This is a genomic window from Klebsiella michiganensis, assembly GCA_000963575.1.
Taxonomy (GTDB): Bacteria; Pseudomonadota; Gammaproteobacteria; order Enterobacterales; family Enterobacteriaceae; genus Cedecea; species Cedecea michiganensis_A.
Genome location: CP011077.1, coordinates 841545 through 866793 on the forward strand (window position 1 = coordinate 841545; position 25249 = coordinate 866793).

Sequence of the window (25249 nt, forward strand, 5' to 3'; positions counted from 1 at the left end):
TAGTTTACCAGTGTGGCAGAGATGTCAAAAGAGAGAGGGCTAAATTAACTCGCTTCGAGGGCGAACACTTCAAAACCTTGCTCTGTGACGCGCCAGCGAACATTAAAATCCAGAAGCAGAACGGCATAACTCTTCCCGACATCCTCACCTTTACGATAGGCAGGTCGAGGGTCCTGGGCAAGCACCTGACTGATAAAACGCGCAATATGCGGATAGCGTTTTTCGAGCCCTGTTAACTGGTGCTGAACTTCTGGCGTAAAAGTAACGAGCATGTCTGCCTGCGGAGCCTGTTGCGCATAGCCAGCACTCGCGTTCGGCACGGCTTCTGCAAAGGGCAGGTACGGTTTGATATCCACAATGGGTGTCCCATCCACCAAATCCAGACTGCCAAGCTGTAAGATCACTTCGTCTTTTTGGCAACGGATGCCTTTGAGTTCAACCAGCGACATGCCGACAGGATTCGGGCGAAATGTAGAGCGCGTAGCGAACACGCCCATTCGCGCGTTTCCTCCCAGCCGAGGAGGGCGAACGGTTGGTCGCCAGCCGCCTTCCATCGTTTGATGGAAGACAAACAGCAGCCACAGGTGGCTAAATTCTTCCAGCCCGCGCACGGCATCGGCCTGGTTGTAGGGCGCAAGCAGATGCAGTTCACCGCCGCCATCTTTGACCAGACCGGGCTGACGCGGGACGGCGAACTTTTCTTTATATGGGGATCGAATGACGCCTATTTGCGCAAACTGGAATTCGGTCATTGCGCCGAAACTTGCAGCGCGGAGCCAACACAGACGGCCTGACGGTAGCACCCAGGTGTCCCGGTGGTGATATCACAGCTGTGTTGCAGAACCGCATTGGCTTTCATTTTAGAGGCATTAATCTGCATGCGTTTACGTGCGGTCGGGATATTCGGAGGAGAATCCTGATTGCTTGCCTGACAAGACTCGCCGCTGACTTCGCCTAAATCACGGAACGGTTTACCCACTAAGTCTTCTGCGTTGGTGTAGATTCTGACCGGAGCAGGGCGAGGCGCTTTAGGTTTCTCGGTTTCTGTCTTCGGCGCAGCTGCCGTGCTTTGAACGGGTTCTACTGGGGATCTGCTTAGCATTGAACAGCCGCTCAGCATGAATGCTAATAAACAGATCGGTAAAGCACGCATAATATTTCCTCAATGAATGTAAATCGGGGAACATTGAAGCAAGCTCGAACCAAAATAACAAGGCGGGCTTGCGCCCGCCTTTAATTATTTACGTAAAACTGAAGAATGGAAACTTACCAGCCTTTAACCGCGCCACCGTTAAAGACTTTGTTAGCTGCTTCGTTAACTTCATCAGACTGGTAGGCCTGAACGAATTTCTTCACGTTCTCTGCATCTTTGTTGTCTTCACGAGAAACGATCAGGTTCACGTAAGGAGAGTTTTTGTCTTCAACAAAGATACCGTCTTTCGCTGGCGTCAGGCCAATCTGGCTGGCGTAAGTGGTGTTGATGATAGCCAGAGCAATCTGTGCATCGTCAAGAGAGCGCGGCAGTTGTGGTGCTTCCAGTTCGACCAGTTTCAGGTTTTTCGGGTTCTCGGTGACATCCAGTACGGTTGGCAGCAGGCCAACACCGTCTTTCAGTTTGATCAGACCTTCTTTCTGCAGCAGCAGCAGAGAACGGCCCAGGTTAGTTGGGTCGTTTGGTAGTGCTACCTGAGAACCCGGCTGCAGTTCAGCCAGTGATTTGATTTTTTTGGAGTAACCGGCGATTGGGTAAACAAAAGTATTGCCTACGGAAACCAGTTTATAACCACGATCTTTGATTTGCTGATCCAGATAAGGTTTGTGCTGGAAGGCGTTAACGTCGATATCGCCTTTGCTAAGCGCTTCGTTTGGCAGGACATAGTCGGTAAAGGTCACCAGCTCAACATCGAGGCCATATTTCTCTTTAGCCACTTTCTGCGCGACTTCGGCCACCTGCTGCTCAGCGCCGGCGATCACGCCGACTTTAATGTGGTTTGGATCTTTTTCTTCCTGACCGCAACCCACCAGGGCCAGAGAGCCAATCAGAGCGCCGACCGCGGCGAACGTTTTAAAGTTAAAAGCCATGTCCTTTTCCTTGTATGAATGCAGTTGTGTTTATTTGTGTGTAACAGCCCGGACGATACGATCGCCAGAGAATTGAATTAAGTAAACCAGCACGACCAGAAGAACCAACACGGTATTCATTACTGTAGCGTTGTAACCGATGTACCCGTACTGATAACCAATCTGCCCCAGACCGCCTGCACCGACGGCACCGCCCATAGCAGAATAGCCCACTAAAGTAATAAGGGTAATGGTCGCGGCATTGACCAGGCCCGGAAGTGCTTCCGGGAGCAGCACCTTGCGAATGATTTGCAGCGGCGTCGCACCCATGGCGCGTGAAGCTTCAATCAGACCGGTTGGGATTTCCAGCAAGGCATTTTCAACCATACGTGCAATAAACGGTGCTGCGCCTACGGTCAACGGAACGATCGCTGCCTGCAGGCCGATGGAGGTTCCCACAATCGCGCGAGTAAATGGAATCATCCATACCAGTAAGATAATGAACGGAATGGAGCGGAAAATATTTACCAGAGCAGAAATACTGCGGTATAGCTTCGCGTTGGCGCTGATTTGCCCCGGGCGAGTGATGTATAGCAGCACACCCACCGGCAGGCCAATCACAAATCCGAAGAAACCGGAAACAAAGGTCATGGCCAGCGTTTCATAAACACCGCGTACCAGTAACCAAATCATTGCTTCAGACATAACCCAGCACCTCTACTTTCACGTGTTGCTCCTGCAGCCAGGCAATAGCCGCTTGCGTATCTTTTGGCTCGCCGTGCATTTCGCACAGCATGATGCCGAATTTCACGCCACCGGCATAATCCATCTGCGCGCTAATAATGTTGCTATTCACGTTAAAGGTACGTGCTGTTTCTGAAAGAAGTGGGGCATCGACCGACTGGCCAGTAAACTCCAGGCGCAATAAAGGTACTGCACTTTCTTTATGCTCTGCGCTTAGGCGCTGGGCGTAATCTTCCGGCACGTCGAGGTGCAGCGTGGACTGAATAAACTGCTGCGCCAGAGGCGTCTTCGGATGGGAGAACACTTCGCTCACCGTATCCTGCTCAATAAGCTCGCCGTTGCTGATCACGGCCACACAGTCACAAATACGTTTGACTACATCCATCTCGTGGGTGATGAGCAGGATGGTCAGGCCGAGGCGACGGTTAATGTCTTTCAGCAGCTCCAGAATGGAACGGGTCGTGGCTGGGTCCAGCGCGCTGGTGGCCTCGTCACACAGCAGTACCTTTGGGTTGCTGGCAAGGGCACGAGCAATCGCTACGCGCTGCTTCTGACCGCCGGAAAGGTTTGCAGGCCAGGCATCGTGCTTTTCACCTAAACCCACTAAGTCCAGCAGCTCGGTAACGCGACGTTTAATCTCTTCTTTTGGCGTGTTATCCAGCTCAAGTGGCAGAGCAACGTTGCCGAAAACGGTACGCGAAGAGAGCAGATTAAAGTGCTGGAAGATCATGCCAATCTGGCGACGGGCTTTGGTTAACTGGGTTTCAGAAAGCGTGGTCAGGTCCTGGCCGTCAACCAGAACTGAACCTTCAGTTGGGCGCTCAAGCAGGTTTACACAGCGGATCAGGGTACTTTTCCCCGCACCGGACGCGCCAATCACGCCATAAATTTGTCCGGCAGGCACATGCAGACTGACATTATTCAATGCCTGTATGCTGCGGTTACCCTGCTGGAACACCTTGGTGATATTTGAAAGTTTAATCATTGAGTTATTTATTATCGTATATGTATTAGCCGTGGAATTTTCTGCTACCAGTAACCAAAGTTACCGTAATCGATATGGATGTTAAGGCATCCAGACGTCTAAATCAATCAGGGAGTGAAGGACTGTTCTCTCCTTATTACTAAATCATGCGATACTAAGCGCAATTAACCCGTTTCAGGAGTTCTCAAGTGGCACAGTCCGTACCCGCTATTTTTCTCGACCGCGATGGCACCATTAATGTCGATCATGGCTATGTATATGAAGTTGACCGATTCGAGTTTATTGATGGTGTTATAGAAGCAATGCGTGAATTAAAAGAGATGGGCTTTGCTTTGGTACTGGTAACTAACCAGTCCGGCATTGCGCGCGGGATGTTCACCGAGGCTGACTTTGAAAACCTGACCGAGTGGATGGACTGGTCGCTGGCGGACCGTGGTGTCGATCTCGACGGCATCTATTATTGCCCTCACCACCCTGAAGGGAGCGTGGAAGAGTTTAGCCAGACCTGTGACTGCCGCAAGCCGCAGCCGGGCATGCTGATTTCCGCACGGGACTTCCTGCACATTGATATGGCTTCTTCTTATATGGTCGGCGACAAAATTGAAGATATGCAGGCCGGTGCTGCCGCTATGGTGGGGACTAAAGTGCTGGTTCGGACCGGTAAACCTGTGACAGAAGAAGGTGAGGCGGCCGCAGATTTGGTCATTAATAGCCTTGCTGACCTGCCAAAAGCCATCAAACAGCGCCAAAAATAAGCGTTACGATTAAAAAACGCGCGGTCAGAAAGTTTTTTCAAATTAGGGGTTGTCAGACTCTGAGAACTCCCTATAATGCGCCTCCACTGACACGGCGAAGCGGCTTCAAAAGCGGCTTAACAACCCGGTAGTCAGTCAGACGAAAGCGAAAATAAACGCTTGACTCTGAAAGAGGAAAGCGTATTATACGCCACCTCGAGTTAGCAAGCGAAAGCGCCTAACTCACTGCTCTTTAACAATTTATCAGACAATCTGTGTGGGCACTCGCAGGATTGATATCTCAGCATCTTAGGATGCAAACAAATATCAAGTCTTGAAGAGTGACTACTGATTTTATAAACAGTTTTAATTCTTTGAGCATCAAACACTTTTAAATTGAAGAGTTTGATCATGGCTCAGATTGAACGCTGGCGGCAGGCCTAACACATGCAAGTCGAGCGGTAGCACGGGGAGCTTGCTCCTGGGTGACGAGCGGCGGACGGGTGAGTAATGTCTGGGGATCTGCCTGATGGAGGGGGATAACTACTGGAAACGGTAGCTAATACCGCATAACGTCGCAAGACCAAAGAGGGGGACCTTCGGGCCTCTTGCCATCAGATGAACCCAGATGGGATTAGCTAGTAGGTGGGGTAATGGCTCACCTAGGCGACGATCCCTAGCTGGTCTGAGAGGATGACCAGCCACACTGGAACTGAGACACGGTCCAGACTCCTACGGGAGGCAGCAGTGGGGAATATTGCACAATGGGCGCAAGCCTGATGCAGCCATGCCGCGTGTATGAAGAAGGCCTTCGGGTTGTAAAGTACTTTCAGCGAGGAGGAAGGCGTTAAGGTTAATAACCTTGGCGATTGACGTTACTCGCAGAAGAAGCACCGGCTAACTCCGTGCCAGCAGCCGCGGTAATACGGAGGGTGCAAGCGTTAATCGGAATTACTGGGCGTAAAGCGCACGCAGGCGGTTTGTTAAGTCGGATGTGAAATCCCCGGGCTCAACCTGGGAACTGCATTCGAAACTGGCAAGCTTGAGTCTTGTAGAGGGGGGTAGAATTCCAGGTGTAGCGGTGAAATGCGTAGAGATCTGGAGGAATACCGGTGGCGAAGGCGGCCCCCTGGACAAAGACTGACGCTCAGGTGCGAAAGCGTGGGGAGCAAACAGGATTAGATACCCTGGTAGTCCACGCCGTAAACGATGTCGACTTGGAGGTTGTGCCCTTGAGGCGTGGCTTCCGGAGCTAACGCGTTAAGTCGACCGCCTGGGGAGTACGGCCGCAAGGTTAAAACTCAAATGAATTGACGGGGGCCCGCACAAGCGGTGGAGCATGTGGTTTAATTCGATGCAACGCGAAGAACCTTACCTACTCTTGACATCCAGAGAACTTTCCAGAGATGGATTGGTGCCTTCGGGAACTCTGAGACAGGTGCTGCATGGCTGTCGTCAGCTCGTGTTGTGAAATGTTGGGTTAAGTCCCGCAACGAGCGCAACCCTTATCCTTTGTTGCCAGCGGTTCGGCCGGGAACTCAAAGGAGACTGCCAGTGATAAACTGGAGGAAGGTGGGGATGACGTCAAGTCATCATGGCCCTTACGAGTAGGGCTACACACGTGCTACAATGGCGCATACAAAGAGAAGCGACCTCGCGAGAGCAAGCGGACCTCATAAAGTGCGTCGTAGTCCGGATTGGAGTCTGCAACTCGACTCCATGAAGTCGGAATCGCTAGATAAATCGTAGATCAGAATGCTACGGTGAATACGTTCCCGGGCCTTGTACACACCGCCCGTCACACCATGGGAGTGGGTTGCAAAAGAAGTAGGTAGCTTAACCTTCGGGAGGGCGCTTACCACTTTGTGATTCATGACTGGGGTGAAGTCGTAACAAGGTAACCGTAGGGGAAACCTGCGGTTGGATCACCTCCTTACCTAATAGATACAACCCGCGTAGTGCTCACACAGATTGTCTGATAGATGTAGAGAAGCAAGGCGTCTTGCGATTGAGACTTCAGTGTCCCCTTCGTCTAGAGGCCCAGGACACCGCCCTTTCACGGCGGTAACAGGGGTTCGAATCCCCTAGGGGACGCCACTTGCTGGTATGTAAGTGAAAGTTGCGTGCCGTTATATCTCAAAACTGACTTGAAAGAGTCACGTTTGAGATATTTGCTCTTTAACAATCCGGAACAAGCTGAAAATTGAAACGACATGTCGTCTCGTTCTTCCGTAATAAAGAATGAGGTTAAGACATGTTCGAGTCTCTCAAATTTTCATAATCTGAAGTGAAACATCTTCGGGTTGTGAGGTTAAGCGACTAAGCGTACACGGTGGATGCCCTGGCAGTCAGAGGCGATGAAGGACGTGCTAATCTGCGATAAGCGTCGGTAAGGTGATATGAACCGTTATAGCCGGCGATTTCCGAATGGGGAAACCCAGTGTGATTCGTCACACTATCATTGCGTGAATACATAGCGTAATGAAGCGAACCGGGGGAACTGAAACATCTAAGTACCCCGAGGAAAAGAAATCAACCGAGATTCCCCCAGTAGCGGCGAGCGAACGGGGAGCAGCCCAGAACCTGAATCAGTTTGTGTGTTAGTGGAAGCGTCTGGAAAGTCGCAGGGTACAGGGTGATACTCCCGTACACTAAAATGCACATACTGTGAGTTCGAAGAGTAGGGCGGGACACGTGGTATCCTGTCTGAATATGGGGGGGACCATCCTCCAAGGCTAAATACTCCTGACTGACCGATAGTGAACCAGTACCGTGAGGGAAAGGCGAAAAGAACCCCGGCGAGGGGAGTGAAAAAGAACCTGAAACCGTGTACGTACAAGCAGTGGGAGCCTCTTTAATGGGGTGACTGCGTACCTTTTGTATAATGGGTCAGCGACTTATATTCTGTAGCAAGGTTAACCGTATAGGGGAGCCGCAGGGAAACCGAGTCTTAACTGGGCGTTAAGTTGCAGGGTATAGACCCGAAACCCGGGTGATCTAGCACATGGGCAGGTTGAAGGTTGGGTAACACTAACTGGGAGGACCGAACCGACTAATGTTGAAAAATTTAGCGGATGACTTGTGGCTGGGGGTGAAAGGCCAATCAAACCGGGAGATAGCTGGTTCTCCCCGAAAGCTATTTAGGTAGCGCCTCGTGAACTCATCTTCGGGGGTAGAGCACTGTTTTCGGCTAGGGGGCCATCCCGGCTTACCAACCCGATGCAAACTACGAATACCGAAGAATGTTATCACGGGAGACACACGGCGGGTGCTAACGTCCGTCGTGAAGAGGGAAACAACCCAGACCGCCAGCTAAGGTCCCAAAGTCATGGTTAAGTGGGAAACGATGTGGGAAGGCACAGACAGCCAGGATGTTGGCTTAGAAGCAGCCATCATTTAAAGAAAGCGTAATAGCTCACTGGTCGAGTCGGCCTGCGCGGAAGATGTAAACGGGGCTAAACCATGCACCGAAGCTGCGGCAGCGACACTATGTGTTGTTGGGTAGGGGAGCGTTCTGTAAGCCGTTGAAGGTGAACTGTGAGGTTTGCTGGAGGTATCAGAAGTGCGAATGCTGACATAAGTAACGATAAAGCGGGTGAAAAGCCCGCTCGCCGGAAGACCAAGGGTTCCTGTCCAACGTTAATCGGGGCAGGGTGAGTCGACCCCCTAAGGCGAGGCCGAAAGGCGTAGTCGATGGGAAACAGGTTAATATTCCTGTACTTGGTGTTACTGCGAAGGGGGGACGGAGAAGGCTATGTTAGCCGGGCGACGGTTGTCCCGGTTTAAGCATGTAGGCGGGAAGTTTAGGGTAAATCCGGACTTCTGTTAACGCTGAGGTGTGATGACGAGGCCACTACGGTGCTGAAGTAACAAATGCCCTGCTTCCAGGAAAAGCCTCTAAGCATCAGGTAACATTAAATCGTACCCCAAACCGACACAGGTGGTCAGGTAGAGAATACCAAGGCGCTTGAGAGAACTCGGGTGAAGGAACTAGGCAAAATGGTGCCGTAACTTCGGGAGAAGGCACGCTGTCGGTAAGTGAAACCCCTCGCGGGTGGAGCTGAAGGCAGTCGAAGATACCAGCTGGCTGCAACTGTTTATTAAAAACACAGCACTGTGCAAACACGAAAGTGGACGTATACGGTGTGACGCCTGCCCGGTGCCGGAAGGTTAATTGATGGGGTTATCCGTAAGGAGAAGCTCTTGATCGAAGCCCCGGTAAACGGCGGCCGTAACTATAACGGTCCTAAGGTAGCGAAATTCCTTGTCGGGTAAGTTCCGACCTGCACGAATGGCGTAATGATGGCCAGGCTGTCTCCACCCGAGACTCAGTGAAATTGAAATCGCTGTGAAGATGCAGTGTACCCGCGGCAAGACGGAAAGACCCCGTGAACCTTTACTATAGCTTGACACTGAACATTGAGCCTTGATGTGTAGGATAGGTGGGAGGCTTTGAAGCGTGGACGCCAGTCTGCGTGGAGCCAACCTTGAAATACCACCCTTTAATGTTTGATGTTCTAACGTAGACCCGTGATCCGGGTTGCGGACAGTGTCTGGTGGGTAGTTTGACTGGGGCGGTCTCCTCCTAAAGCGTAACGGAGGAGCACGAAGGTTAGCTAATCACGGTCGGACATCGTGAGGTTAGTGCAAAGGCATAAGCTAGCTTGACTGCGAGAGTGACGGCTCGAGCAGGTGCGAAAGCAGGTCTTAGTGATCCGGTGGTTCTGAATGGAAGGGCCATCGCTCAACGGATAAAAGGTACTCCGGGGATAACAGGCTGATACCGCCCAAGAGTTCATATCGACGGCGGTGTTTGGCACCTCGATGTCGGCTCATCACATCCTGGGGCTGAAGTAGGTCCCAAGGGTATGGCTGTTCGCCATTTAAAGTGGTACGCGAGCTGGGTTTAGAACGTCGTGAGACAGTTCGGTCCCTATCTGCCGTGGGCGCTGGAGAATTGAGGGGGGCTGCTCCTAGTACGAGAGGACCGGAGTGGACGCATCACTGGTGTTCGGGTTGTCATGCCAATGGCATTGCCCGGTAGCTAAATGCGGAAAAGATAAGCGCTGAAAGCATCTAAGCGCGAAACTTGCCCCGAGATGAGTTCTCCCTGACTCCTTGAGAGTCCTGAAGGAACGTTGAAGACTACGACGTTGATAGGCTGGGTGTGTAAGCGTAGCGATACGTTGAGCTAACCAGTACTAATGATCCGTGAGGCTTAACCTTACAACACCGAAGGTGTTTTTAGAGAGAGATTTTCAGCTTAGTTCAGGATTATATTGATGGTCACGAAGTGACGGTCAATAACAGAATTTGCCTGGCGGCCGTAGCGCGGTGGTCCCACCTGACCCCATGCCGAACTCAGAAGTGAAACGCCGTAGCGCCGATGGTAGTGTGGGGTCTCCCCATGCGAGAGTAGGGAACTGCCAGGCATCAAATTAGCAGTAATGGTCAGTAATACGAGGCAGTTCACTACTCTCAGAGAGTAGGACTGACGAACCGAAAGGTGAGTCTGAACGCTGCGAAGCAGCGGCCCGTAGGGTGAACGGAAGTTCATCAACTGCCAGGCATCAAATTAAGCAGTAAACCGGGGCAACAAACCGGTAGTTGTAGAAAAATTCGGTGGAGCGGTAGTTCAGTCGGTTAGAATACCTGCCTGTCACGCAGGGGGTCGCGGGTTCGAGTCCCGTCCGTTCCGCCACTTATTTAAGCCCTGAGTCTTAGACTCAGGGCTTTTTTGTCTTTTAAATTCCATCATCAACCGCGACATTGTTGCTGATTTAGCAAAAATCTTCTGCATTTATCCGTCTTTTTAACCAAAGTGCTCCCCGGCATACTCAGCCTCATACAAACGCACATCCTATAATGAGGTTAATAATGGCAATTCCTGCATTCGGTCTGGGCACTTTCCGCCTGAAAGACGACGTCGTCATCGCATCGGTTAAAACTGCACTGGAGCTGGGCTATCGCGCGGTAGATACTGCACAAATCTATGATAACGAGGCGGCCGTTGGCCAGGCTCTGGAGGAGAGCGGTATTCCACGCGGTGAGTTGTTTATCACCACCAAAATCTGGATTGAAAATCTTAGCAAAGACAAACTGATCCCAAGTCTGAAAGAGAGTCTGGCGAAACTGCGTACTGACTATGTCGATCTGACCCTGATCCACTGGCCATCGCCAAACGATGCCGTACCGGTCGCTGAATTTATGCAGGTGCTGTTGGCAGCGAAAGAAGCTGGTTTGACTCGTCAGATTGGTATTTCAAACTTTACCGTTGAGCTGATGCAGCAGGCCATTGACGCTGTTGGCGCTGAAAATATTGCGACGAACCAGATCGAACTGTCGCCATACCTGCAAAACCGCACCGTTGTTGAATGGGCTAAACAGCATAACATCCACATCACGTCCTATATGACGCTGGCGTATGGTAAAGCACTTGCGGATGAAACCATTGGCCGCATTGCACTGAAACATCAGGCCACGCCTGCACAGGTGATTCTGGCATGGGCGATGGCTCTGGGTTACGCGGTTATTCCTTCTTCCACCAAACGTGCGAATCTGGAAAGCAACCTGCAGGCGCTGAACCTAAAGCTGGATGCAGAAGACATGGCGGCCATTGCTGCCCTGGAATGCAATGACCGCCTGGTAAGCCCTGAAGGCCTGGCTCCTGAGTGGGATAACTAAACCAGATTACGGCCCTTCAGGGGGCCGTTTTACCGCTTCGCTTAGAAAATCGATAAAGGCCCGGATACGGGTACTGACCGCACGGTCGCTGTAGTACACCGCGCTGAAAGGCATATTGACCGGTAAAAGCTTATCGGCAAGCACCTCGACAAATTCTCCGCTCTCAATCTCTCTATCAATCATAAAATCCGACAGGCAGGCGATGCCGTTCCCCGACAGGCACAGCTGTTTAAGCGTTTCGCCGCTATTCGAAGATAACCCTGGCTTTATCTCAAAAAGCTGCCCATCCGCCTGTGAAACCGGCCAGCGGTTAAGGGAGGACGGTTCTGTAAAGCCGAGGCAGACGTGATTCACCAGATCGGCGGCACTCTCCGGCGTGCCGTGAGCCGCCAGATACTCAGGTGAAGCAATAATCTTGCGATAGCTGCTAAAGAGCGGACGAGCACGTAGGCTCGAGTCGGTTAAATTGCCGACGCGAATCGCCACATCGACTTTACGTTCAATGAGGTTAATGAACGTTTCTGAAGAGACAAGCGAGAGCGTCATTTCCGGGTAGCGTTCGCGGAACGGTTTTATCAGCGGCATCAGTAAATGCAACATTACCGGCGTTGCGGCATCGATACGCAATAATCCCCGCGGCGTCTGTTTGCTTTCCATCACTTCATTTTCGGCGGCGGCCATCGCCTGCAGAATCTGCTGCACATTACGGAAGTAGCGTTCGCCTTCCTCCGTCAGGCTTAGCTGCCGGGTTGTGCGGTTGAGTAGGCTCACCCCCAGCTTCATCTCCAGCTTTTTAACCGTTCTGCTCACCGCCGAGTTGGCTTGCCCCAGTTGCTCTGCTGCACGGCTGAAGCTCCCGCTCTCTACTACGGCAACGAAAATCGCAAGTTCTTCCGATGTAGCCTTCATTGTTGCTCCACAAGCAAAATTCTATTGAGATTTTACATATTTTTGTTATTTAAGCATCCCGCCATACTGCGTGTCATCAACAGACACCCGTTATGGAGTAAATTATGCCTCTGGCGCTTCTTGCACTGACGATCAGTGCTTTCGCAATCGGCACCACCGAATTTGTTATTGTCGGGCTTGTACCGACCATCGCTGAACAGCTCGCTATCTCTGTGCCGTCGGCAGGATTGCTGGTTTCTATCTATGCCCTGGGCGTCGCAATAGGTGCGCCCGTTCTCACCGCTGTAACGGGCAAACTTCCGCGTAAGCAGCTGCTTATCGGACTGATGGCGCTATTCACCGTGGGTAACGTCATCGCCTGGCTGTCGCCTAATTATGAGACTCTGGTCGTGGCTCGCCTGTTAACCGGTCTGGCACACGGTGTGTTTTTCTCCATTGGATCAACGATTGCGACAAGCCTTGTGCCTAAAGATAAAGCCGCTTCAGCCATTGCCATTATGTTTGGTGGCCTGACGGTAGCGCTGGTGACCGGGGTACCATTGGGGACCTTCATCGGGCAGCATTTTGGCTGGCGCGAAACTTTCCTCGCGGTATCGGCCATTGGCGTGATCGCGTTAATAAGCAGCATGATCCTTATCCCGAAAGATATTCCTAACCGCGCGATGGCGGGGATAAAAGAACAGTTACAGGTACTAACGCATCCGCGTCTGGTGCTTATCTACCTGGTAACAGCGCTGGGCTACGGGGGCGTGTTTACCGCCTTCACTTTCCTTGCTCCAATGATGCAGGATCTGGCCGGCTTCTCACCTTCTGCAGTTAGCTGGATCCTGCTGGGTTATGGCGTATCTGTGGCCATCGGCAACATCTGGGGCGGAAAACTGGCGGATCGCCACGGGGCGGTCCCGGCGTTGAAATTTATCTTTGCCGCGCTGGCTGCGCTGCTTCTGGTCTTCCAGTTTACCGCGCATTCGCATGTTGCTGCCTTGCTGACGATTCTGGTGATGGGCGTTTTTGCTTTCGGCAATGTGCCGGGACTACAGGTTTATGTTGTCCAAAAGGCTGAGCAATACACGCCAAATGCGGTAGATGTTGCCTCCGGACTCAACATTGCAGCATTTAACGTCGGCATTGCCCTGGGCTCCATTATTGGTGGCCAGACCGTACAAAACTTTGGCCTGGCACAGACGCCGTGGATTGGCGCCGTGATCGTTGTTCTGGCGCTGCTGCTGATTGGCATAAGTGGCCGACTCGATAAGCAATCACGCGTTGCTATCGGTTAAATTTTATCTCTCCGGAGCGTGACCGTTTACGCTCCGGAAAGGCAATGGTTTGTAATGGTCGTTGAAAGTCTGCGCTAAAGTCCCTATAACTGAAAGATAGTCTGCGAACTGCAGGCAAGTTGAGTTACTGAGGTCGTTAGCCAAACGTGCACAAGAATACCTATGCCATGCGATATGTAGCCGGACAGCCAGCAGAGCGAATTCTGCCTCCTGGCTCGTTTGCGACTATCGGCCAGGCATTACCCCCCGGTGAGCCTTTACCCGGTCAGGACACAATACGCGTTCTGGTGTGGAATATCTTTAAGCAGCAGCGAGCCGACTGGCTTTCGGTGCTGCAAACCTTCGGCAAAGACGCGCACCTGATGTTGTTACAGGAAGCGCAAACGACGCCTGAACTGGTCAGGTTTGCGACCACCAACTATCTGGCTGCCGACCAGGTTCCTGCCTTTGTTTTACCTCAGCATCCTTCTGGCGTGATGACGCTGTCTGCTGCTCATCCTGTTTATTGCTGCCCGCTGCGTGAACGCGAGCCTATCCTGCGCTTGTCTAAATCAGCCCTGGTCACGGTCTATCCGCTGCCAGACGGGCGCATGCTGATGGTGATTAATATCCATGCCGTTAATTTTAGCCTCGGTGTTGATGTCTACAGTAAACAGTTAGGGCCCATCGGGGATCAGATAGGACATCACAACGGGCCGGTGATCATGGCCGGTGATTTCAATGCCTGGAGCCGCCCGCGCATGAACGCGCTGTTCCGCTTTGCCCGAGAGATGACGCTGCGCGAAGTGCGCTTTACCGACGATCACCGCCGCCGGGCGTTTGGTCGCCCTCTTGATTTCGTGTTCTATCGTGGCCTGAACGTTACCGAGGCTTCGGTGCTGGTGACCCGTGCATCAGACCATAATCCGCTACTAGTTGAATTCCGTCCCGGCAAGCCTGAGCTGAAATAAGGTTCGTCAGGTCTGCCGTTGGGCAGACCTGTGCGCTGCCCTTTTTCTCACTTAACCGCAAGGACATAACGATGACAACGCAATCCCATCACGACAAAGTTGGCCAGCAGTTTGGAGCTCAGGCCAGCGCCTATTTAACCAGCACGGTTCATGCTTCCGGGCGCGATCTGGAGCGGCTCAGCGCACGGCTGAATGACTTCCCCCATGCTACGCTCCTGGATATGGGATGCGGGGCAGGGCATGCCAGCTTTATTGCCGCGGCTAAAGTGAAGTCTGTGATAGCCTATGACCTGTCCGAGCAGATGCTGGCGGTAGTTGCTGAGGCGGCAACGACTCGTGGAATAGCGAACATTGCAACACGCCAGGGATATGCGGAATCTCTTCCGTTCGACGACAACACCTTTGAAGTGGTGATTAGCCGCTACTCTGCACATCACTGGCACGATGTCGGCCAGGCGCTGCGCGAGGTGAAACGTGTGCTTAAGCCCGGTGGTATCGCTATCTTTATGGATGTTACCTCGCCAGGCCATCCGGTAAAGGATATCTGGCTGCAGACGGTCGAGGCCCTGCGCGATACCTCGCATGTGCGTAATTACTCCAGCGGAGAGTGGCTTAGCCTGTTCAATGATGCGGGCCTGGTAACGCACAGCGTGTTGTGCGACAGGTTGAATCTTGAGTTCACCAGTTGGATCGCCAGAATGCGTACGCCGATAGTGTTATCGGACGCGATCCGCGCCTATCAAAAAAGCGCCTCGGACGAGGTGAAGCAATACTTCGAATTACAGCGAGATGGCTCGTTCACCAGCGATATCATCATGCTGGAAGCGCGAAAGGCGTGAGGTAAAAAAGAAAAGGCACCCTAAGGTGCCTTTTTTGTTCTGTCTATCAGGTTTCCGGGGCGTTGTTGCCGCTGACAAACAGCGTCAGACGGTCACCCGGTCTCAGGTCATCGGTACCGCTGTTCCAGCGCATCACATCTTTGATGTTCACGCCGTGACGTTTAGCAATACTCGACAACGAGTCGCCTTTGCGCACCTGATAAGTGATGCTGCTGTTATCGGCCAGCTGCGTTGCGCCACCTTTCACGCTGAGCGTCTGCCCAACTTTAAGGTGCGAACCGCGCAGGTTATTCCAGCTCTGCAAATCTTTAGCATTCACACCGAGGCGTGAAGCAATGCTGGACAGAGTATCCCCTGAACGCACTTTGTAAGATTTGTTGCCGCCAGCGTTGAGGCGGTTATCCGCCACCAGCGTTGGTTGTAAAGCATCGATCTCGCCTGAAGCCAGAGAGGCTTTCAGCTGATCGGCATGCTTCTTCGGCACCATCACATAGCGCTGATTTTTTCCAACGGTGGTGCTTTTCACCCCGGCGTTGAAGGTCTTCAGGTTGGTAAGCGACATGCCTGCCATTTCGGCAACCTGCGTTAACTCAACCGGATTGCTCACTTCAACACGCGCCAGCGCGCGGCTTTCATCCGTTGTTGGCAGACGTACGCCGTACTTCTGACTGTTTTTGAGTATGTCACTCAACGCCAGCATTTTCGGTACGTAGATCTTTGTTTCACGCGGCAAAGTCAGCGACCAGAAATCGGTAGGTTTACCCCGCGATTTGTTCGCTTTAATGGCGTTCAACACGCGGCCTTCACCGCTGTTATACGCCGCCACGGTCAACAACCAGTCGCCGTCAAACATCTTGTTCAAACGCTGCATCATATCCAGTGCTGCGGTGGTGGAAGCCACTACATCACGGCGTGCATCGTACGCTTTGGTCTGCTTCAGACCGTAATTGCGCCCCGTACTTGGGATAATCTGCCAAATGCCTGCGGCATTCGCGCTAGACGTCGCGTGGGGGTCAAAAGCGCTCTCCACTATGGGTAGTAGTACTAGTTCCATTGGCATGTTGCGTTTCTTAACTTGCCCGGCAATCCAGTACATATACGGCTCTGCCCGTAATGTTACATCGTGGAGATAGCTCTTATTACTCAGGTACTTCTGTTTCTGTTCGCGGATACGGACGTTTTCCGGTATCCCCATCTTTAGCTCGTTGCCGATGAAGTTCCACAGGTTTTGATCTTGCGCGAGGAAGGTTCCATCATCCATCCATCGCGCGGAGGTCGCTCGACCCGTGTACTTTCCTGCTTCACCTTGACCAGCTGCAGACAGACTCTGTGCGTGCTGTTGAATGTTGGCATCATGCTTTGACGCCTGGCACCCGACAAGCAAGACAGAGGCGAGTAGTATCGCTTTTGCCTTCATGTGTGTGTCAATGGTTGCTTAAAAGACGAGCGATGATACCGTCGCCTTTTCGACAACACAACCAGAATATTCAGAAGCTGTCCTTCTTTGTCCTTAACCAGGCGAATATCTCATGGGGTTGTTGCAAGTTTGTTTCTTTTTTAATTTCTTCTTTTAAAACAGCATCTTCAGTGCGTAAAAAAATATTTATTTCACGTTCTGTTTGCAGAGAAGACGGCAAGGTTGAATGATTTTTTGCGCGTAACTCCTTAACTTTTCGATAGTATCCCTCTAAATGCTCATCATTGGGCAGAATACTTAAGGCAAACTTTATGTTTGATTCCGTGTACTCATGTGCGCAACAAATCAGTGTATCGGCGGGGAGCTCATTAAGCTTTTGAAATGAATTAAACATCTGATCTGCTGTACCTTCAAAAAGCCTTCCGCAGCCGCCTGAAAACATAGTGTCGCCGCAAAATAGATAAGGAAAACTAAAAAGAGAGATATGTCCTAAAGTGTGACCAGGTGTTGCTATCACGCGAAATTCACGCCCAAGCAGACTAAACTTATCCCCTTCGCCCACGATCTGAGTGGCGCCTTTTTGCCGGGTTTCCTCCGGGCCGTAGACCTCAATCTTCGGAAATTTGTCCTTTAATTGCTGAACGCCGCCCACGTGATCGGCATGATGATGGGTCAGCAGAATAGCGTCCGGCTGCCAGCCGTTTTCCTCTATTGCCTTCAAGACCGGCTCGGCGTCGCCTGGGTCCACGATCACACATTTTCCCTGCTCGTTATTAAGCACCCAGATGTAGTTATCCTGGAAGGCGCGAATACTGTTAAGATTCATAGTTCAACCTCTCTATGGCCATTAAGAAGGTAGTGATGAAACCGGCAAGGATACCTGAGATTATCACTTCCCCCCATCATTGGGCGCAGCTGCGATGGGGAGAACACTATCGGGATGCGCTCGAAGAGCAGCTCCGCCCCTGGCTGGCTAAAATGTTCGGCTTTCATTTATTGAAAATCGGCAACCTGAGTGCGGAAGTGAACACGGAAGCCTGTGCAATTTCGCATCAGGTTAATGTGGCACTGCAGGGCGAGCATCTGCAGGTTAACGCCGATCCTCTGCACTTGCCGTTTGCGGCGAAGTCGGTGGATGCCTGTCTGTTGGCCCGCACCTTGCCCTGGTGCCCAGATCCCCACCGCCTGCTGCGAGAAGTTGATCGTGTCCTGATCGACGATGGCTGGATCGTGCTCAGCAGTTTTAATCCCATTAGTCTGCTGGGGCTGGGCAAAACCGTCCCGTTCCTGCGTAAGCGTGCGCCTTATAATAGCCGAATGTTTACCCCAATGAGGCAACAAGACTGGCTGTCGTTACTGAATTTTGAAGTTATGTACCGGCGCAGTTTTCAGGTTCTGCCCTGGCATAAGCAAGGGGGACGTTTGCTGAGTGCTCATCTGCCGGCGCTGGGCTGTATGCACGTTATCGTGGCACGTAAACGCACGTTGCCACTGACGCTGAACCCAATGAAAAGCCGCAAAGCGAAAAATCAGATTCGCTCGGCGGTAGGGGCAACGCGGCAGTACCGCGAAGCCGTTGTTAAGGTGCCGCCGAGTCCGGCTGATAACCCACATCCTCATGAGTAGGACGGGAGGCAGCGTTGCGCGCCAGTTCGTCGCAGCGTTCGTTTTCCGGGTGGCCGGCATGCCCTTTGACCCATTCCCACTTAATCTCATGGTGGCTGAGGGCGGCATCCAGTCGCTTCCATAAATCGACGTTTTTCACCGGCTTTTTATCCGCCGTCTTCCAGCCACGTTTTTTCCAGTTGTGAATCCACTGGGTAATGCCCTGGCGGACGTACTGGCTGTCGGTGCTGAGTACCACATCGCAGGGTTCAATCAGCGCTTCAAGCGCGACGATAGCGGCCATCATCTCCATACGGTTATTGGTCGTGAGGCGAAACCCTTCGCTGAAGATTTTCTCATGCTGCTTGTACCGCAAAATCGCACCGAATCCGCCCGGTCCAGGATTTCCCAGACAGGAGCCATCGGTGAAAACTTCTACCTGTTTACGCATCTCTGGTAGACTTCCTGTGATGAAAAGGTCAAGTCTGACACAAACGAGCGCGATGAGCACAGCTATATGATTTCTACCACCACCAGACAAATAGTCCTCGATACCGAAACGACCGGTATGAACCAGATCGGTGCTCATTACGAAGGGCACCGCATTATCGAGATCGGTGCGGTTGAAGTGATTAACCGCCGCCTGACGGGCAATAACTTCCACGTCTACCTGAAGCCCGATCGGCTGGTGGATCCGGAAGCCTTTGGCGTGCATGGTATTGCGGATGAATTCCTGGCCGATAAGCCAACATTTGATCAGGTTGCAGACTCATTCCTCGACTATATTCGCGGGGCCGAGTTGGTCATTCACAATGCCTCGTTTGATATCGGCTTTATGGACTACGAGTTCAGCAAGCTGCGGCGCGACATTCCCAAAACGGACACCTTCTGTAAGGTAACCGACAGCCTGGCAATGGCCCGTAAGATGTTCCCGGGCAAGCGAAACAGCCTCGATGCGCTCTGCTCGCGTTATGAAATAGACAACAGCAAACGTACGCTGCACGGCGCATTACTCGATGCCCAAATTCTGGCCGACGTCTATCTGATGATGACCGGCGGGCAAACGTCGCTGAAATTCTCTATGGAGGGTGACGTGCAGCAACAGCAGGGCAGCGGTGGTATTCAGCGCGTGGTGCGTCGTGCATCAGGCATGCGTGTGATCCACGCCAGTGATGAAGAACTGGTGGCCCATGAATCCCGTCTTGATTTGGTGCAGAAGAAAGGTGGTAGCTGCCTCTGGCGCAGCTAAAAAAAGCCAAAATGAGTTAAAAATCGCCACTCAGGTGATTTTTACGGCAAACGGTTAATTTTATGATAAAAATCGTTGACGGTTATCGGGGCAATCCGTAATATCCGCTTCGTTCCCGACGGGGAACAAAACGCGGAGCGGTAGTTCAGTCGGTTAGAATACCTGCCTGTCACGCAGGGGGTCGCGGGTTCGAGTCCCGTCCGTTCCGCCACAATTCAGAAGGCCTGAGTCAGCAATGACTCAGGCCTTCGTCGTTTATCCCTTTCGTAAAATTCGCCTTCCCCCCGCGCGGCACTCGCGCGAGGGCTGGTTGACGTTATCTCTAGTGCCTGCTGGCCAGCGCCACCCCGATCAAAATAGTCGCAATTCCGATGATATGGAAAAGATGCAGCGTTTCGCCGAGAAACACCAGCGACAGCACCACGCCGAAGACTGGAATCAGGTGAATGCTAAGCCCGGCGCGTGCGGCGCCGACGGCTTCCACGCAGCGTCCGTACAGCAGGTAGGAAACAAAAGAGGGGAATGCGCCGAGGAACACGACCGCCGAAATCGTCATGGTATTCCAGTGCGGCACTGCGCCGGTGCTCATTTCATGCAGCCACAGCGGCAGCGTCACCACCAGTGCGATAGCCACCTGAACGCCCAGCAGCCCCATGCGGCTAATATCGGAAGGGATTTTTCGGATCCACAGCGTATACAGAGCAAAACAGGCCATGGCCGCCAGCAGCATCAGATCACCCGATGAAAATGCCATTTGCAGCAGCCCGTGAATATCGCCCTTAAAGATAATAAACAGCACGCCGCAGCAGGAAATTGCCAGGCCCACCACCTGCTTAACGCTGAGCTTGTGGCCAAAGAACAGCGCGCCAAACAGCATAATCAACACCGGTATACAGGAGTTAAGCAACAGGGCGTTAGTACTTGAAGTGTGGTGCAGGCCGATATACACCAGCAGGCTGAAACAGACGATACCCGTCACCGATACTGCGACAATCCAGCCCAGATATTCCCGGTAACGACGAAAGTCTCTTTTTATATAAGGGAGCGCAAACGGCAAAATCACAATGAGTGCCACCAGCCAGCGCATAAAGGTGAGCCCCACCGGTGGAATATCGTTGCGAACGGCTTTGCCGACGATGTAATTACATGCCCAAAGCAGCGGCGGAATGGTGAACAGGAGCAAAACATACCAGGCCGATGGTTTATGGGGGGCAGCCTCTGTGGCCGACTTCTTACTGCTGAGCAAGGGACTCTCCTTTGACACGGGATTTTGCTGGGAAGGGCGAAGGGAGAATATATTACTCGCTGCCGGGCCAGCCGTCGTCGTGGAGAAGAAAAAGAGTATGTCAGGAAATGAAAAAGCCTGAACCCCTCCGGGCCCAGGCCTCAATATTTACTCTTTTGAGGTGGCTACGTGGCCAGCAAAACCGGCAGCAACGCTTGTCTTTTCACTACGCGCCAGCCAGCGGTAGCAGCTCAGGCCGAGGAATACACCGATAAACCAGCTAAAGTTGGCGACTTCATGCAGCGAAGGAATAAAGCTGATGGTCAGGCAAACGGCAACCGAAGGCACCAGGGCGATAATCGCTTTTGGGTTAAAGCCATTGCTGTACCAGTAGCGGCCTTTTGGCGTGTCGTTAAACAGATCGTCGACGTGAATTTTGCCTCCCTTCACCAGATAGAAGTCCGCCAGCAGGATGCCGAACAGAGGCCCAATGAACGAGCCCAAAACATCCAGCGTGTAGTGGATAAGCTCCGGGGACTGGAACAGGTTCCACGGCGTCAGCAGGACGGAACCCACGGCGGCGATCATCCCGCCCGCACGGAAGCTAATCTTTTGTGGCGAGCAGTTAGAGAAGTCGAACGCCGGAGAAACAAAGTTCGCCACGATATTGATCCCGATAGTTGCGGTGATCATCGTCAGCAGGCCAATCGCCATCGCCAGGCTGTTACCGATATGGCTCACGGTTTCGATAGGATCGGTGATCATCTTGCCGAACAGTGACTGAGTGCCGGAAACAATCACCACCGTCACAATAGAGAACAGCAGGAAGTTAAACGGCAGGCCCCAGCGGTTGCCGCGGCGGATCTCATTCATGCTTTTACCGTAGCGAGAGAAGTCACCGAAGTTCAGCAGCGGGCCGGAAAAATACGAAACAACCAGCGCGGTGGTGGTGATCATCTGCCACACCTGCTCGCCGGAGCTAAGCTGTTTGCTGGCTAAGGTAAAGGAGATGCCATCGAAGCCGGTCTGATAAACGATCCAGCCTGCCAGCGCCATCATCACGATGTAAACGGCGGGGCCCGCGATATCAATAAAGCGCTTAATGGCGTTCATCCCGTGCCAGAACACCATCGCCTGCAGCACCCACATAATACCGAAGCAAATCCAGCCGAGCTGAGACAGGCCGAGGAAGCTCACGCCAGTCATTGGCGCCAGCGTCGGCCAGAACTTCAGTAATACCAGCATTAACGCATTAGCGGCCAGATAAGTTTGTATCCCGTACCAGGCGAAGGCGATGAGCCCGCGGATCACCGCTGGAATATTAGCGCCGAAAACACCGAAAGCCTGGCGGCAAATCACCGCATAGGGCACGCCCGCCATCTGGCTGGGTTTGGCGACCAGGTTGGCGCAAAACTGCACGATACAAATTCCTGCCAGCAGACAAATCAGCACCTGCCAGCTGGCAAGCCCGAGCGTAAAGAAGCTGGCTGCCACCACATAGCCGCCCATGCTGTGTACATCAGACATCCAAAACGAAAAAATATTATACCAGGACCAAGTCTGGTGGCGGGTTGGGGCCAGGTCATCGTTGCACAGGCGCGGGCTGTAGCCGGCGTTGGCACTCTCTTTCATGGCTGTTGCGTTGTTCTCTATACCTGGCATGGGATCTGCTCCTATAAAAACAGAAGATGGATTATGTCTGCCATAGGTATTGCAGGAACCAGGCCAGGTTTGCATTTCTTGTATTCAATTATCAGTGATATTGTATACAAACCAAGGGTGCCTGGTGCTAACAGGAGAGGTGAATGAAACGTGATTTCGGGGTGACAGCCCCAGCAGAACTGCATGATAAAGAAGCCGTTATCTGGCAATCGCTGATGACGGCGATGGTCGAACATCAGCTGCCACCGGGCAGCAAACTGCCGGAAGAAGCGCTGGCGGAAGTTTTTGGCATTAGCCGAACCGGGATCCGTAAAGTCTTAACGCGCCTCGCAACGGTGCAAATGATCACCATGCTGCCCGGGCGTGGTGCATTTGTGGCGATGCCAGATGTCGAAGAATCAAAAGCGATCTTCCAGACCCGTTCCGTCCTTGAGTGCGCCAACCTGCCTTATGTGCTCGAGCATCTCCAGGCGCCACACCTTGCCGCGCTGCGTAAAATCATCCAGCAGGAAGAAAAAGCGCACCGCGACGGAGACGGGCCCGCGGCAATTCGTTTCTCGGCGGCGTTTCATATTCAACTGCAGGCCATTTCCGGCAATGCCGTGCTGACGGAAATGGTCACCAGTTTGACGCACCGCTCATCGCTGGTTATCGCCGCGTGGGGCGCGCCGTGGCAGCGCGGCTGCCGCTGCGACGATCATGAACATCTTATCGATCTGCTGCGTAAAAAAGACATTGAGCCGTTGACCCTGGCGATGCAGCATCACTTCGAGCACATTGTTTCCAGCCTGCATTTTGAGCGCAGCGGTGAAACCACCCCAGACTTCGCCCGCATCTTTGGCGCCCGACAGGAATAACCATGCCCCAGCCTATTATTCAAGTGATCAACCCCAACACCAGCCTGGCGATGACGCACACCATTGCTGAAGCCGCGCGCAGCGTTGCCGCTCCCGGCACGCAAATCCTCGCGACCTGCCCGGAGCAGGGCGTGGAATCAATAGAAGGGCACTTTGATGAAGCCATTGCGGCCATCGGCGTGCTGGAACAAATTCAGCAGGGCAAGGCGCAGGGAGCAAACGGGCACGTCATCGCCTGTTTTGGCGATCCTGGACTGCTGGCGGCGCGCGAGATAGCCAGCGGGCCGGTGATTGGCATTGCCGAAGCGGCTATGCATATGGCCACCATGGTCGCGACCCGCTTCTCTATTGTGACCACGCTGCCGCGCACGGTCATCATCGCCCGCCATTTACTGCAGCAATACGGGTTTGAGCATCACTGCGCGGCGCTGCATGCTATCGATCTCCCTGTACTGGCGCTGGAAGACGGCACCGGGCTTGCCCAGCGCATGGTGCGTGAACGCTGTATTCAGGCCAAGAAAGAAGACAACAGCGGGGCGATCGTGCTGGGCTGCGGCGGCATGGCGAACCTGGCGAAAGAGCTGACTGAAGAGATCGGCATCCCGGTAATCGACGGCGTAACTGCGGCGGTGAAGCTGGTGGAGTCGCTGGTTGCGCTGGGCATCGGCACCAGTAAATTTGGCGACCTCGCTTATCCAAATAAAAAGCCGCTTTCCGGCACCTTTGCCCGGCTGGGTTAAGGTTGAAGAGGCCAACTATGACGGAAGAACAAAAGCGTAATCGCTACTCTTTTACCGACAACTACCCGCGCGATCTTGCGGGTTACGCCGGCAATCCTCCCCATGCGCAGTGGCCGAACGGCGCGCGCATAGCGGTCCAGTTTGTCCTGAATTTTGAAGAAGGGGCGGAAAACAACGTCCTGCACGGCGACAGCGGTTCGGAACAATTTCTCTCCGATATCATCGGGGCGGCCAGCTTCCCGGACCGCCACATGTCGATGGACTCTCTGTACGAATACGGTTCCCGGGCAGGGTTCTGGCGTATCCACAATGAGTTCCAAAAACGAGGCCTGCCTTTGACGGTGTTCGGCGTCGCCATGGCGCTGGCCCGCAACCCGGAAATTGTGGCCGCAATTAAAGCCGCCGATTACGACGTGGTCAGCCACGGCTGGCGCTGGATCCATTATCAGAATATGGACGCCGCCACCGAGCGACAGCACCTGCACCAGGCGATGGAAATCCTGGAAGATCTGTTTGGCTCCCGCCCGCTGGGCTGGTACACCGGGCGCGATAGCCCCAATACCCGCCGGCTGGTGGTTGAGCACGGCGGCCTGCTGTATGACAGCGATTACTACGGTGACGATCTGCCTTTCTGGAGCAAAGTGGCCTGCGAAGATGGCAGCACCAAACCCCATCTGATCGTGCCCTACACGCTGGATACCAATGATATGCGCTTCGCCACTGCTCAGGGATTCAATACCGCAGAGCAATTCTACACCTACCTGAAAGACAGCTTCGACGTGCTGTATGAAGAAGGCGACACGGCGCCGAAGATGATGTCCATCGGCATGCACTGCCGCCTGTTAGGCCGGCCGGGCCGCTTCCGGGCGCTGCAACGCTTCCTGGATTATATCCAACAGCATGACGGGGTGTGGATTTGCAGAAGGCAGGACATTGCCGAGCATTGGCTGAAGACGCATCCGTATGCTGAATGATGTTATTGGCCCTTCCCATTCTTTTGTGGAGGCCATTTTTATACAGATATGTCTTTGAAGATATTTGTCACTTTGCTGTTGTTCCGTTCACCCGTATCTCTGTTTCCCCTGACACGTTCAGAGCACGGTGAACGTGTCAGGGGGCATTACGGCATACCCCCTGACAACCCCCGGCGCCGGCGAGCTCATCGCCGCTGAAGCGGTAAATCCACCGGCTATCACCCAAACATTCAGGGTCGTTGAAAAATAACCGGGAACGCGTCTTCCCCTCACCCCGGCCCTCTCCCCAGGGGAGCGAAGGAGAAAACACCAGGTCAGAACAGAACGCAATCTA

At 53.1% G+C, this 25249-nt stretch carries 21 protein-coding genes, 3 tRNA genes and 3 rRNA genes; 16 read left to right on the top strand and 11 right to left on the bottom strand.

The genetic code is table 11. The annotated features are described in order from the left end of the window. Positions 1-44 precede the first annotated feature (44 nt). The 5 genes from VW41_03950 to metN form a co-directional block, all read right to left on the bottom strand. Positions 45-752, bottom strand: coding sequence for a tRNA (adenine(37)-N6)-methyltransferase (locus VW41_03950; GenBank protein AJZ88262.1), 708 nt, complete (start codon positions 750-752; stop codon positions 45-47). Next, on the bottom strand, positions 749-1153 hold the full coding sequence (rcsF, locus tag VW41_03955) for a membrane protein (GenBank protein AJZ88263.1): 405 nt from the start codon (positions 1151-1153) through the stop codon (positions 749-751). Before rcsF ends, VW41_03950 begins: the two co-directional genes overlap by 4 nt. Positions 1154-1266: 113 nt before the next feature. Further along, on the bottom strand, positions 1267-2082 hold the full coding sequence (metQ, locus tag VW41_03960) for a DL-methionine transporter substrate-binding subunit (GenBank protein ID AJZ88264.1): 816 nt from the start codon (positions 2080-2082) through the stop codon (positions 1267-1269). Between the two features lie 30 nt (positions 2083-2112). Further along, the gene (locus VW41_03965; GenBank protein ID AJZ88265.1) at positions 2113-2766 is read right to left on the bottom strand and encodes a DL-methionine transporter permease subunit; all 654 of its coding nucleotides are present in this window, start codon (positions 2764-2766) and stop codon (positions 2113-2115) included. Next, the gene (gene metN, locus VW41_03970; GenBank protein AJZ88266.1) at positions 2759-3790 is read right to left on the bottom strand and encodes a DL-methionine transporter ATP-binding subunit; all 1032 of its coding nucleotides are present in this window, start codon (positions 3788-3790) and stop codon (positions 2759-2761) included. The genes VW41_03965 and metN overlap by 8 nt, the downstream gene beginning before the upstream one ends. Positions 3791-3978: 188 nt before the next feature. On the opposite strand from metN, the gene VW41_03975 reads away from it, so the two are divergent. From VW41_03975 to dkgB, 7 genes are all read left to right on the top strand, one after another. After that, positions 3979-4545, top strand: a complete 567-nt coding sequence (locus VW41_03975; protein ID AJZ88267.1) for a D,D-heptose 1,7-bisphosphate phosphatase — start codon at positions 3979-3981, stop codon at positions 4543-4545. 370 nt (positions 4546-4915) lie between these two features. Further along, positions 4916-6469 (top strand): 16S ribosomal RNA (locus tag VW41_03980). A gap of 76 nt (positions 6470-6545) precedes the next feature. Beyond that, positions 6546-6621 (top strand) — tRNA-Glu (locus VW41_03985). Positions 6622-6824: 203 nt separating this feature from the next. Continuing rightward, positions 6825-9768: ribosomal RNA gene (locus VW41_03990) — 23S ribosomal RNA — on the top strand. A 72-nt stretch (positions 9769-9840) separates the two neighbouring features. Beyond that, a 5S ribosomal RNA gene (locus VW41_03995) occupies positions 9841-9956 on the top strand. Together the 16S, 23S and 5S rRNA genes with 2 tRNA genes alongside form the textbook arrangement of a ribosomal RNA operon. A 192-nt stretch (positions 9957-10148) precedes the next feature. Continuing rightward, positions 10149-10225: transfer RNA gene (locus VW41_04000), tRNA-Asp, on the top strand. 176 nt (positions 10226-10401) lie between these two features. After that, a complete protein-coding gene (gene dkgB / locus VW41_04005; GenBank protein AJZ88268.1) occupies positions 10402-11208 on the top strand; it encodes a 2,5-diketo-D-gluconic acid reductase in 807 nt (268 codons plus the stop codon). Between the two features lie 6 nt (positions 11209-11214). Here the strand turns inward: dkgB and VW41_04010 are convergent, their stop codons facing one another. After that, positions 11215-12117: a LysR family transcriptional regulator gene (locus tag VW41_04010; protein AJZ88269.1), complete on the bottom strand. Its 903-nt coding sequence runs from the start codon at positions 12115-12117 to the stop codon at positions 11215-11217. A 104-nt stretch (positions 12118-12221) separates the two neighbouring features. Between VW41_04010 and VW41_04015 the strand changes: the two genes are divergently transcribed. The 3 genes from VW41_04015 to VW41_04025 all read left to right on the top strand — a co-directional run bounded on the left by VW41_04015 (position 12222) and on the right by VW41_04025 (position 15186). Beyond that, entirely contained in the window at positions 12222-13397 is a 1176-nt protein-coding gene (locus VW41_04015) for an MFS sugar transporter (protein AJZ88270.1), read from the top strand. A 146-nt stretch (positions 13398-13543) separates the two neighbouring features. Next, positions 13544-14347, top strand: a complete 804-nt coding sequence (locus VW41_04020) for a hypothetical protein (protein AJZ88271.1) — start codon at positions 13544-13546, stop codon at positions 14345-14347. 71 nt (positions 14348-14418) lie between these two features. Then, positions 14419-15186: an SAM-dependent methyltransferase gene (locus VW41_04025; protein AJZ88272.1), complete on the top strand. Its 768-nt coding sequence runs from the start codon at positions 14419-14421 to the stop codon at positions 15184-15186. A 46-nt stretch (positions 15187-15232) separates the two neighbouring features. Here the strand turns inward: VW41_04025 and mltD are convergent, their stop codons facing one another. After that, positions 15233-16603: a lytic murein transglycosylase gene (gene mltD / locus VW41_04030; GenBank protein ID AJZ88273.1), complete on the bottom strand. Its 1371-nt coding sequence runs from the start codon at positions 16601-16603 to the stop codon at positions 15233-15235. A gap of 70 nt (positions 16604-16673) precedes the next feature. Further along, entirely contained in the window at positions 16674-17429 is a 756-nt protein-coding gene (locus VW41_04035) for a hydroxyacylglutathione hydrolase (GenBank protein AJZ88274.1), read from the bottom strand. A gap of 35 nt (positions 17430-17464) precedes the next feature. Between VW41_04035 and VW41_04040 the strand changes: the two genes are divergently transcribed. Next, a complete protein-coding gene (locus tag VW41_04040; GenBank protein ID AJZ88275.1) occupies positions 17465-18229 on the top strand; it encodes a hypothetical protein in 765 nt (254 codons plus the stop codon). On the opposite strand, the gene VW41_04045 is transcribed toward VW41_04040, so the two are convergent. Further along, the gene (locus VW41_04045; protein AJZ88276.1) at positions 18183-18659 is read right to left on the bottom strand and encodes a ribonuclease H; all 477 of its coding nucleotides are present in this window, start codon (positions 18657-18659) and stop codon (positions 18183-18185) included. The two genes, VW41_04040 and VW41_04045, sit on opposite strands and share 47 nt — an antisense overlap. 66 nt (positions 18660-18725) lie before the next feature. On the opposite strand from VW41_04045, the gene VW41_04050 reads away from it, so the two are divergent. Both VW41_04050 and VW41_04055 read left to right on the top strand, forming a co-directional pair. Beyond that, a complete protein-coding gene (locus VW41_04050) occupies positions 18726-19457 on the top strand; it encodes a DNA polymerase III subunit epsilon (protein AJZ88277.1) in 732 nt (243 codons plus the stop codon). Between the two features lie 134 nt (positions 19458-19591). Next, positions 19592-19668 (top strand) — tRNA-Asp (locus VW41_04055). Positions 19669-19779: 111 nt separating this feature from the next. On the opposite strand, the gene VW41_04060 is transcribed toward VW41_04055, so the two are convergent. Both VW41_04060 and VW41_04065 read right to left on the bottom strand, forming a co-directional pair. Next, positions 19780-20703, bottom strand: a complete 924-nt coding sequence (locus VW41_04060) for a membrane protein (protein AJZ88278.1) — start codon at positions 20701-20703, stop codon at positions 19780-19782. Between the two features lie 147 nt (positions 20704-20850). After that, the gene (locus VW41_04065) at positions 20851-22344 is read right to left on the bottom strand and encodes a nitrate reductase (protein AJZ88279.1); all 1494 of its coding nucleotides are present in this window, start codon (positions 22342-22344) and stop codon (positions 20851-20853) included. A gap of 143 nt (positions 22345-22487) precedes the next feature. On the opposite strand from VW41_04065, the gene VW41_04070 reads away from it, so the two are divergent. The 3 genes from VW41_04070 to VW41_04080 are packed head-to-tail and all read left to right on the top strand — an operon-like array spanning position 22488 to position 24915. After that, the gene (locus tag VW41_04070) at positions 22488-23201 is read left to right on the top strand and encodes a GntR family transcriptional regulator (protein AJZ88280.1); all 714 of its coding nucleotides are present in this window, start codon (positions 22488-22490) and stop codon (positions 23199-23201) included. A 2-nt stretch (positions 23202-23203) separates the two neighbouring features. Continuing rightward, on the top strand, positions 23204-23941 hold the full coding sequence (locus VW41_04075) for an Asp/Glu racemase (GenBank protein AJZ88281.1): 738 nt from the start codon (positions 23204-23206) through the stop codon (positions 23939-23941). 17 nt (positions 23942-23958) lie between these two features. Continuing rightward, positions 23959-24915, top strand: a complete 957-nt coding sequence (locus tag VW41_04080; GenBank protein AJZ88282.1) for an allantoinase — start codon at positions 23959-23961, stop codon at positions 24913-24915. The last annotated feature ends 334 nt before the right edge of the window (positions 24916-25249 follow it).